The sequence below is a fragment of the Pseudonocardia sp. NPDC049154 genome (genome assembly GCF_040648315.1).
Classification (GTDB): Bacteria; Actinomycetota; Actinomycetes; order Mycobacteriales; family Pseudonocardiaceae; genus Pseudonocardia.
In genome coordinates, this window is sequence record NZ_JBEZDN010000196.1 from 1 (window position 1) to 10,206 (window position 10,206).

9 protein-coding genes are annotated in these 10,206 nt (G+C 74.9%); 6 read left to right on the forward strand and 3 right to left on the reverse strand.

The annotated features are described in order from the left end of the window. Positions 1-609: 609 nt before the first annotated feature. On the forward strand, positions 610-840 hold the full coding sequence (locus tag AB0B41_RS41400) for a hypothetical protein (protein WP_037051121.1): 231 nt from the start codon (positions 610-612) through the stop codon (positions 838-840). Between the two features lie 132 nt (positions 841-972). Here the strand turns inward: AB0B41_RS41400 and AB0B41_RS41405 are convergent, their stop codons facing one another. Then, positions 973-2,472 (reverse strand): carboxyl transferase domain-containing protein, encoded by a 1,500-nt coding sequence (locus AB0B41_RS41405; protein WP_358212512.1) that lies wholly within the window; start codon positions 2,470-2,472, stop codon positions 973-975. Between the two features lie 131 nt (positions 2,473-2,603). Between AB0B41_RS41405 and AB0B41_RS41410 the strand changes: the two genes are divergently transcribed. From AB0B41_RS41410 to AB0B41_RS41430, 5 genes are all read left to right on the forward strand, one after another. Beyond that, positions 2,604-4,202, forward strand: coding sequence for a HAMP domain-containing sensor histidine kinase (locus tag AB0B41_RS41410; protein WP_358212513.1), 1,599 nt, complete (start codon positions 2,604-2,606; stop codon positions 4,200-4,202). A gap of 333 nt (positions 4,203-4,535) precedes the next feature. Next, a complete protein-coding gene (locus AB0B41_RS41415; protein WP_358212514.1) occupies positions 4,536-5,816 on the forward strand; it encodes an MFS transporter in 1,281 nt (426 codons plus the stop codon). Between the two features lie 19 nt (positions 5,817-5,835). Continuing rightward, positions 5,836-7,053: a cysteine desulfurase-like protein gene (locus tag AB0B41_RS41420; protein WP_358212515.1), complete on the forward strand. Its 1,218-nt coding sequence runs from the start codon at positions 5,836-5,838 to the stop codon at positions 7,051-7,053. Between the two features lie 112 nt (positions 7,054-7,165). Further along, complete coding sequence (locus AB0B41_RS41425) at positions 7,166-7,978, forward strand: uridine kinase (RefSeq protein ID WP_358212516.1); 813 nt, start codon at positions 7,166-7,168, stop codon at positions 7,976-7,978. Positions 7,979-7,980: 2 nt separating this feature from the next. Continuing rightward, complete coding sequence (locus AB0B41_RS41430; protein ID WP_358212517.1) at positions 7,981-8,736, forward strand: molybdenum storage protein subunit alpha; 756 nt, start codon at positions 7,981-7,983, stop codon at positions 8,734-8,736. A gap of 64 nt (positions 8,737-8,800) precedes the next feature. Here AB0B41_RS41430 and AB0B41_RS41435 read toward each other — a convergent pair whose 3' ends face one another. Then, positions 8,801-9,466, reverse strand: coding sequence for a response regulator transcription factor (locus AB0B41_RS41435; protein ID WP_358212518.1), 666 nt, complete (start codon positions 9,464-9,466; stop codon positions 8,801-8,803). Then, positions 9,463-10,206: sensor histidine kinase (locus AB0B41_RS41440; RefSeq protein WP_358212519.1), on the reverse strand; the 744-nt coding region annotated here is incomplete at its 5' end. The genes AB0B41_RS41440 and AB0B41_RS41435, both read right to left, overlap by 4 nt.

Here is a 10,206-nt window from a genome sequence, read left to right on the forward strand (position 1 = left end):
CCTGCGGCGCGGCGGCTGCCTGGCCGGGGTGCCGGGCGTCGGCGTTGGCGCTCGCGCAGGCCGCGACGAGCCCGGCGGACACCCCGAGCGCGACCGCCCCCGCCAGGATGCGGCGCACGGCACGCCACTGCACCGATTTCACGACTCCCCCTCGCGTCACACGAACCCCACGATCATCATGCCAACGGTCGGTGAGGATTCGGAGCGGAGCGTGATTGCGATTCGATTGCGTTACGGGAATCACCCGAACGGCCCAGAGAATGGGATGGCGCCATTCTGCGTGGATCGTCCGGATCCGAATCACCCCTTCGCGCGGCCCCCGAGCAGCGTCGCGGCTCGGAAGGGGTGCCTCGGCGGTGGGGCATCGCCGGCGGTGACGGGGTGTCTGCTGCGACCGCCGGCCGCTCGACCGACGTCGGCGCCGGCCCGAGCCCGGCCGGCGATCCGACGGCCGACCGTGGTTGGCCCGCGTCCCCGGTGGTACCCGAGCGGACTGCGCCACGTCGGTACGCCGCCGGGGCGCAGGGCGGCGCGGGTGTCGCACCGCGGCAGCGGGGGCGCCGGCAGGGAACCACCGGTGCGCCCGGGACGACCGGAGGTGACGGGAGCATGACGTCGGGCGAGGGTGGCGAGGTCACCGGAACCAAGGACAAGGACTACAACCTCATCTGGTTCACCGAGCAGTGCCTGAACAACGCGCTGCGGCTGGAGACCTACGTCCAGGACGCCGAACGCGACGGCGACGGCGACCTGGCCGAGTTCTTCCGGCGGGCGCAGGGGGAGAGCCGCAAGGGCGCCGAGCAGGCCAAGCAGATGCTCGGGCGGCGGTTGGCCGGCTGACGGGACCGGACCCGAGGACACGGTCGCCCGGCTCCGCTCCGCGGGAATCCTCGACGAGCGGGTCCCGGCGGCCGTGTCCGCGGTCCGGACCCCCAGGGACCCGCAGCACTCCGGAGCCCGCGCGCGGACGGGTCAGCGCAGGCCGAGGGTGCGGTAGCGGCGGCGCCGGCGGACCAGGCGGTCGACGGGGGAGAGCGGGAGCAGGGCGCGCAGCTCGGACTCCACGGCGTCGGCGACCCGGCGGGCGAAGGCCTCGGGCTCGTCCGCGGCGTCGGGGTGCTCGTCGACGATCGTGTCGACGGCCCCGGCCCGCAGGAGATCGACCGCGCGGACGTGCTGCTGCGCCGCCACCTCCGCCGCCTTCTCCGGGGTGCCGTGCACGATCGTGCTGGCACCCTCGGGTGGCAGTGGGGTGAGCCAGCCGTGCCGGGCGGCGATCACCCGGTCCGTCGGCAGCAGCGCGAGCGCGGCGCCGCCGGTGCCCTGCCCGAGCAGCACCGAGACCGTCGGGACGGGGAGCTCGGTGAGCTCGCCGAGGCAGCGCGCGATCTCACCGGCCAGCCCGCCCTCCTCGGCCTCCACCGACAGCGCCGCGCCGGTCGTGTCGATCACCGAGACCACCGGCAGTCCCAGCTCGGCGGCCAGCCGCATGCCGCGCCGCGCGGTCCGCAACGCGCCCGGTCCGAGCGGTTCCGCGGCCTGTGCCCGCCGGTCCTGGCCGAGCAGCACGCAGGCCACGCTGCCGAACCGCACGAGCGCGAGCAGCAGGCCGCGCCCGGCCTCGCCCTCCCCGGTCCCACCCAGCGGGACGACATCCGTCGCGGCCAGCCGCAGCACGTCCCGCACCCCCGGCCGCTCCGGTCGCCGGGACCGCTCGATGGAGCTCCAGGCGTCCTCGTCCGGGCCGGTCGGCTCGCCGCGGGCCGGTGCCGACGGGGGCAGCCGCATCGGGTCGACGGGGTCGAGCATCGCCAGCACTCGTGCGGCGACCCCGGCGAGCCGCTCCGCCGGGAGCACCGCGTCGACGATCCCGTGCCGGTGCAGGTTCTCCGCCTTCTGCACGCCCTCCGGGAACCGCTCGCCGTGCAACGCGGAGTACACCTTCGGCCCCAGGAACCCGACGAGCGCGCCGGGCTCGGCCACGGTCACGTTGCCCAGCGAACCCCACGAGGCGAACACCCCGCCCGTCGTCGGGTGCCGCAGGTAGACGAGGTACGGCAGGCCCGCCGCCTTGTGCGCGGTGACCGCCGCGGAGATCGCCGCCATGCGCAGGAATGCGATCGCGCCCTCCTGCATCCGGGTCCCGCCCGACGCCGTCGCGGCCAGCAGCGGCAGGCGCTCGTCCGTCGCCCGCTCGATCGCCCGGATCAGCCGCTCGGCCGTGGCCACGCCGATCGACCCGGCGAGGAACGCGAACTCGCTGCACACCACCGCCACCCGGCGGCCCGCGATCAGGCCCTCGCCGGTGACCACGGCCTCGTCCACGCCGCTGCGCTCGTGCGCCGCCGCGAGCTCCGCCCGGTACTGCGGGGTGTCGGCGACGAGCGGCACCGGGGCCGGCGTGGTGTCCCAGGACCGGAAGGTCCCGTCGTCGAGCACGGTGTCGAGCAGCTGGCGCGAGCGCGGCGTCACGGGATGAGCCTGCCATCCGGACGGGCCCGGAGCCGGACCGTGACCACCATCGGGCCCATCCTCGGGGCGCTGACAGCCGGCTCACAGGGAGCCCTCACGGACCCCACACGACCTGCCCGCACAGTGAGCGCATGACCGCCACGGCGACGCACCGGCGCGCAGCCCTGCGCACCCGGGTCGACGGTCGGCCCCGCACCCGGCACTCCCTGCGTGCCCGGCTCGTGGTGGCGGTGATGCTCCTGCTCGCGACCGTGTGCGCCGTCGTGGGGCTGGCGACGGCGATCGCGCTGCGCCACTTCATGCTCAACCAGCTCGACGACGACCTCGTCTCGGCCGGCGGCCGGTTCGTCGCCATCCAGAACGGGGCCGGCCCCGGGGGACCGAACCATCCCGACGACCGCGGCGGGCACGGCGCGGACGCCGACGTCGGTGCCGACTTCCTGGGCCCCGCCCAGGCGCCCCGCACGGTCGGCGCCACGATCGTCGCCGGGCAGGTCACCGACGCGGTGGTCACCGACCGCGGCGGTTCCGTGCTGCAGGTCCCCGCCGAGGCGCTGGCCACCCTCGCCGCCGTCCCGACGAACGGGCACCCGGTGAGCGAGGATCTCGGCGACCTCGGCACCTACCGGCTCCTCGCCTCGGTCGACGGCTCCGGGACCGTGCTGGTCACCGGCCTGCCGCAGGCGGACGTCGACCACCTCACCCAGCTCCTCGTCGTCGCCGAGTCGATCGTCGTCGTGCTCGCGCTGACCGGGGCCGGGGTGGTGGGCGCGATCGCCGTGCGGCGCGAGCTGCGGCCGCTGGAGCAGGTCGCCGAGACCGCCGGGCGGGTGTCCGCGCTGCAGCTCGACAGCGGCGAGGTCGAGCTCCTCGAGCGCGTCCCGGCCGCGCACACCGACCCGGGTACCGAGGTCGGGCAGGTGGGTGCCGCGCTGAACCGCATGCTGGACAACGTCGCCGCCGCCCTCGACGCACGGCACGCCAGCGAGGTCCAGCTCCGCCAGTTCGTGGCCGACGCCAGCCACGAGCTGCGCACCCCGCTCGCCGCGATCCGCGGCTACGCCGAGCTGACCGCCCGCGATCGCACCCTCCCGCCGACCGTCGCGCACTCGTTGTCCCGGATCACCTCGCAGGCCGAGCGCATGTCCACGCTGGTCGAGGACCTGCTGCTGCTCGCCCGCCTCGACGCCGGCCGCCCGCTGGAACGCGCTCCCGTCGACCTGACCCGCCTGGTGCTCGACGCCGTGTCCGACGCCGGCGCGGCCGGCCCCGGCCACCGGTGGCGGCTGGACCTGCCGCCGGAGCCGGTGGTGGTGCTCGGCGACACCCTGCGGCTCACCCAGGTGGTGACGAACCTGCTGGCCAACGCCCGCACCCACACCCCGGCCGGCACCGAGGTGACCGTCGGCCTGCGGACGCCGACCGACCCGGCCGATCCGGCCGACCGCGCCGTGCTGGTCACCGTCTCCGACACCGGCCCGGGGATCCCGCCCGCGCTCGCGGCGCACGTCTTCGAGCGGTTCGCCCGCGGAGACGGCTCGCGCTCCCGCGACCGGGGCAGCACCGGCCTGGGTCTGGCGATCGTGCAGGCGGTGGTGGACGCGCACGGCGGCACGGTCACCGTGGCCAGCCGGCCTGGCCGCACCACCTTCACCGTCCGGCTCCCCGCGCCCGCCCTACCGGTGCCCGACGGCAAGACGATCCCGCTGCCCGCCCTCGCCACCCCGTGAGCGGCGGCCGCCCCCTGGAGGGGCGGCCGGCCCGCACGACCCCGGGTGACCAGGGACTCCGGAGATCCACCGACGAGCGGTGCCTCCCGCCGCCCGGAAGCCCTACGGTCGCCCCATGGTCGACCAGGACGCGGACCGCGTCCGCGCGCTGGACCCGCGGATCGGCGCCGCGGTGGTCGACGTCTTCGTGCTCGAGGCCGTGAGCACCGCCGCGTCGGTCTCCTAGCGTCGCGGGCCGGGGCTCAGACCCTGCAGGCGTCACCCGGTCGACGTACCCTTTCGCGCACATCGTGCCCGGCTGTACTGATCACGGCGGATCACCCTGGAGTGCGGATGACCGACACCGGCCAGCAGACCACCACCGGCACCCGCCATCGGCTGCCCGTCAGAACACTCGTCGCCGCCTCCATCGGCAACGCGATCGAGTGGTACGACTGGACGATCTACGCGACGTTCTCGATCTACTTCGCGACGCAGATCTTCCCGCCCGGCAACGAGGCGCTGGCGCTGATCAGCACGCTCGCCACCTACGCCCTGGCCTTCTTCTTCCGGCCGCTCGGCGGGTTCCTGCTCGGCCGCTTCGCGGACGTCCGCGGCCGCCGCACCGCGATGATGCTGACCATCCTGCTGATGGCCGGCGGCTCGCTGGTGATCGCGATCCTGCCGACCTTCTCGATGGTGGGCTGGCTCGCCCCGGTCCTGCTGCTGCTCGCCCGCATCGCGCAGGGCATGTCGCTGGGTGGCGAGGTGTCCAACGCGTCGGCGTACCTCGGCGAGATCGCGCCGCCGTCCCGCCGCGGCCGCTACTCCGCGTTCTTCTACATCTCCACGGGCGGGGCCGTGCTGATCGCGAGCGTGCTGGGCGTGATCCTCGCCGGCAGCCTGTCCGAGGACCAGATCTCCTCCTGGGGCTGGCGCATCCCGTTCGTGATCGGCGGCGTCCTGGGCGTCATCGGCCTGTGGCTGCGCCGGGCGATGCCGGAGACCGAGCAGTACGAGACGAACAAGTCCAAGGCGCAGACGCTGAAGAACCCGCTGCTCGTCACGCTGCGCGAGCACCCGAAGGCCGTGGGTCAGCTCGTCGGCTTCACCCTGCTGTCGACGCTCTGCTACTACACCTTCTTCTCCGCGCTGACCCCGTACGCGACGAAGTCCCGCGGCGCCGACCCGTTCGACGTCTTCCTCGCGCTGTCGATCGCGACGCTGCTGTTCTGCCTGCTCCAGTACCCGATGGGCGCGCTGTCGGACCGGTTCGGGCGCAAGCCGCAGCTGCTGTTCTGGTCGGCGGCCACCGCGCTCCTGATCGTGCCGTTGTCCGCGCTCGTGCGCCCGGGCCTCGCCGGCCTGCTCGTGGTGTTCTGCGTCGGGCTCGGGCTCTACACGATGATGACCTCGATCGCCCCGGCGATCATGAGCGAGCTCTTCCCGACCGAGCTGCGGGGCCTGGGCATCGGCGCCTGGTACAACCTCACCGTCGCGCTGTTCGGCGGCACCGCGCCGCTGATGATCCAGTGGCTGGGCGGGGCGTTCTTCTGGTACGTCGCCGTCGGCGCGGCGATCGCGTTCCTGACCGTGCTCACGCTGCCGGAGACGAAGGGGACCGTCCTGCGATGAGCCGTGCGAGGGTGGGGACGTGAGCCAGCCCGCAAGTTACGACGTCGCCGCCCTCCGCACGCAGTTCCCCGCGCTGAAGGCCGGGACCGCACACTTCGACGGGCCCGGCGGCTCGCAGACCCCCGAGCCGGTGGCCCGGGCGGTGTACGAGGCGCTGACCTCGCCCATCGCGAACCGCGGCAGCGTCACGAAGGCCGAGCGGCACGCCGACGGGATCGTGCTGCGGGCCCGGGCGGCGATCGGGGACCTGCTCGACGCCGACCCGCGCGGGATCGTGTTCGGGCGCAGCATGACCCAGCTGACCTTCGACCTCGCGCGCACGCTGGCGGAGACGTGGCGGCCGGGGGACGAGGTCGTCGTCACCAGGCTGGACCACGACGCCAACATCCGGCCCTGGGTCCTGGCCGCGGAGGCCGCCGGCGCCACCGTGCGCTGGGCGGACTTCGACCCGGAGACCGCCGAGCTCACCGCCGCGGACGTCGCCGCCGTGCTGTCGCGCCGCACCCGGCTGGTCGCGGTGACGGGCGCGTCGAACCTCGTCGGCACGATCCCGCCGATCGCCGAGATCAGCGCCCTCGCGCACGACGCCGGCGCCCTGACCATGGTCGACGGCGTGCACCTCACCGCGCACGCCGGGATCGACGTCTCGGAGCTCTGCGCGGACTTCTTCGCCTGCTCGCCGTACAAGTTCCTCGGCCCGCACTGCGGCGTGCTCGCGGCCCGGCCGGAGCTGCTGGAGGAGCTGCGCCCGGCCAAGCTCGCGCCGAGCAGCGACGACGTCCCGGAGCGGTTCGAGCTGGGCACCCTGCCCTACGAGCTGCTCGCCGGCACCACGGCCGCGGTGGACTTCCTCGCCGGGCTCACGGGCTCGCAGGCGGACCGGCGCACCGCGCTGCTCGAGTCGATGGCCGCGATCCGGGCGCACGAGGAGCCGCTGCGGATCCGGATCGAGCAGGCGCTCGCCGAGCTGCCCGGCGTCCGCGTGCGGTCCCGGGCGGCGCACCGTACCCCGACCCTGCTCGTGGAGTTCGCGAACAAGAACCCGGCCGACGCCTACCGCTACCTCGCCCAGCGCCGGATCAACGCCCCGGCCAGCTCGTTCTACGCGCTGGAGGCCAGCCGCCGGCTCGGGCTGGGCGACACCGGGTCGCTGCGGATCGGCCTGTCGCCGTACACGGACGACTCGGACGTCGACCGGCTCCTCGACGGTCTGGCGTCGTTCGTGGCCCTCCCGTAGGCGGTCGGTGTCCGCCGGACGGCCGGATGGCAGCCCCCGGGCGGGTGCCGTTACGGTCGCCCGCGGCGCGGCCGCCCGGCCGCCCGGCCGCCCGGGACCAGGGGGTTCTCCTATGACGACCGCAGCCGCGCTGGGCGAGCTGCTCATGAGCCGTAGCCTCGACGACCCCGAGCTGCAGGCCGCCACCGATGCCGCGCCCGACGAGCGGGTCCTGCCCGACGTGCACGTGCTCAAGATCGGCGGGCAGAGCCTGCTCGACCGGGGCCGCTCCGCGGTCTTCCCGGTCGTCGAGGAGATCGTCGCCGCGCTCCCGCACTACCGGCTGCTGATCGGGACCGGCGGCGGCACCCGAGCCCGGCACGCCTACGCCCTGGCCGCCGAGCTCGGCCTGCCGACGGGCGTGCTCAGCGACATCGGCTCGGCCGTGGCCGGGCAGAACGCGACGATGCTCGGCCACCTGTTCGCCAAGCACGGCGTCCCGGTGGTCGGCGGCGGGGCGATGGCCGCGCTGCCGCTGCGCGTCGCCGAGGTCGGCGCCGCGATCTTCGCCGGCATGCCGCCCTACGACATGTGGCAGCGCGTGCCGGCCGAGGGTGTGATCCCGCCCTACCGCACCGACGCCGGCTGCTATCTCGTCGCCGAGACCTACGGCTGCGCCTCGATGATCTTCGTCAAGGACGAGGACGGTCTCTACACGGCCAACCCGAAGACGGACCCGTCGGCCACCCTGATCCCGGAGATCACGGTCGACGAGCTGATCGCGCGGGACCTGCCCGACCTCGCCGTCGAGCGTCCGGTGTTCGACCTCATGCGCCACGCGCGGTTCGCGAAGAAGATCCAGATCGTCAACGGCCTGAAGCCCGGCCTGGTCACCCGCGCGCTCGCGGGCGAGCACGTCGGCACGATCATCACGGCGGAGGGCTGATCATGACCGAGTACGGCAAGGACGTCCCGTCGCTGCTGGCGCGGCAGACGCTGCTGGACCGCGACCTCGTCCGGCCGGTCACTTCGCGCCCGGTGACCCGGCTGCTGCCCTGGCTCGACGTCGTCGTGATCGGCGGCGGCGCGATCATCGACCGGGGGCGGGACGCGATCCTGCCCGTGGTCGACGAGCTGCGCGGGGCCTTCGGCGACCACCGGATGCTGATCCTCACCGGCGCCGGCATCCGGGCCCGGCACGCGATCGGCGTGGGCCTCGACCTGGGCCTGCCCACCGGCGCGCTGTCGGAGCTCGCGGCCACCGAGGCCGAGCAGAACGGTCACCTGCTGGCCGCCCTGCTCGCGGCCGACGGGGTGTCCTACGTGCCGCACGACACCGTCGCCCGGCAGCTGGCCGGGCACCTGGCCGCGGCCCCGGCCGTCGTCTCCAACGGGTACCCGCCCTACGGCTCCCACGAGTTCCCGGCGTTGGTCGGCAAGCTGCCGGTGCACCGCACGGACGCCGGCGCGGTCCTGCTCGCCGACGCGTTCGGCGCCCAGCGGCTGATCTTCGTCAAGGACGTCGACGGCCCCGGCGGCCGGGTCCCGGCCACGACGACGGACCTGCCCGTGGACCGGCTGGCCTGCGAGCTGCTGCCCCCCGCCAAGCACGTCCGCGAGTTCCGGGTGGTCGACGGCCTGACCCGTGGTGCGCTCACCGACGCGCTGGCGGACAAGGACACCGGCACCGTCGTCCACGCCTGAACCCCGGCCCTGGCGAACGGCCCTCTCGTCCACGACAGGTGGGCGAGAGGGCCGTTCGCCGTGCTCAGGCCAGCCAGCCCGGCCGCACCAGCCCGGTCTCGTACCCCAGCACCACGAGCTGGGCGCGGTCCCGCACACCCAGCTTCACCATCGACCGGCTGACGTGCGTCTTCGCCGTGGCCGGGCTGACCACGAGCTTCTCGGCGATCTCGTCGTTGGACAGGCCGGCGGCGACCAGCGCGAGGACCTCGCGCTCCCGGCCGGTCAGCGCGTCGAGCCGGCGGTCGGGTGCGGGCGGGCGGGACCGCGCGGCGAACTCCTCGACGAGCCGGCGGGTCACGCCGGGGGAGAGCAGCGCCTCCCCGGCGTGCACCACCCGCACCGCGTGCAGCAGCTCGGCCGGCTCGGTGTCCTTGACCAGGAACCCGCTGGCGCCGGAGCGCAGCGCCTCGAAGATGTAGGCGTCCTCGGCGAAGGTGGTCAGCACGACGACCCGGACCCCGACCAGCCGCGGATCGGCCACGATGTCGCGGGTCGCGGCCAGCCCGTCCCGCCCGGGCATCCGGATGTCCATGAGCACGACGTCGGGTGAGGTGTCGCGGCAGACCCGCAGCACCGCCTCGCCGTCCTCGGCCTCGCCGACCACCTCGAGGTCCGGAGCCGAGCCGAGCAACGCCCGGAACCCGGCCCGGACCAGCGCCTGGTCGTCCGCCAGCACGACCCTGATCACCCTGTCTCCTCCTCGGTCCGCGCCCCGACCGCCGCGCCGCCGGGGCCGGCGAGCGGCAGGACCGCCTCGACGCGGAACCCGCCGCCCGGTGCCCGCCCGTGGGTCAGCGTGCCGCCCAGCGCGGTGGCGCGCTCGCGCATCCCGACCAGCCCCGTGCCACCCTCGCCCGGCCGGTCGGGCGGGCCCGCGCCGTCGTCGTCGACGACGACCCGGAGCGCGCCGTCCGCCCCGCTCACCTTCACGAGCGCGCGCCCTGCGCCCGCGTGCTTGCGGACATTGGTCAGCGCCTCCTGCACGATCCGGTAGGCGGCGAGGTCGACGCTCGGCGGCAGGGCCGTGAGGTCGGCGTCGACCGAGGTGCTGACGGCCAGGCCCGCGGCCTCGTTGTCGGCCACCAGCCGGTCGAGCATCCCGAGGCCCGCGGTGGGCGCGCGCGGCGGCTCCTCGTCGACCCCGCGCAGGACGCCGAGGGTGGAGCGCATCTCGCGGAGCAGGTCCCGGCTGGCGTCCTTGATCGTGGCCAGCGCCCGCCGGGCCTGCTCGGGGTCGTCGTCGATCAGGTAGAGGGCGACCCCGGCCTGCACGTTGATCAGCGAGACGTGGTGGCCGAGCACGTCGTGCAGCTCGCGGGCGATCCGCAACTGTTCCTCGCCGGCCTGCCGCCGCGCGGTCTCCTCGCGGGCGGCCGCCGCCTGGGCGCGGCGCTCGCTGCGCGCCCGCCACAGCTCGCACCCGGCGAC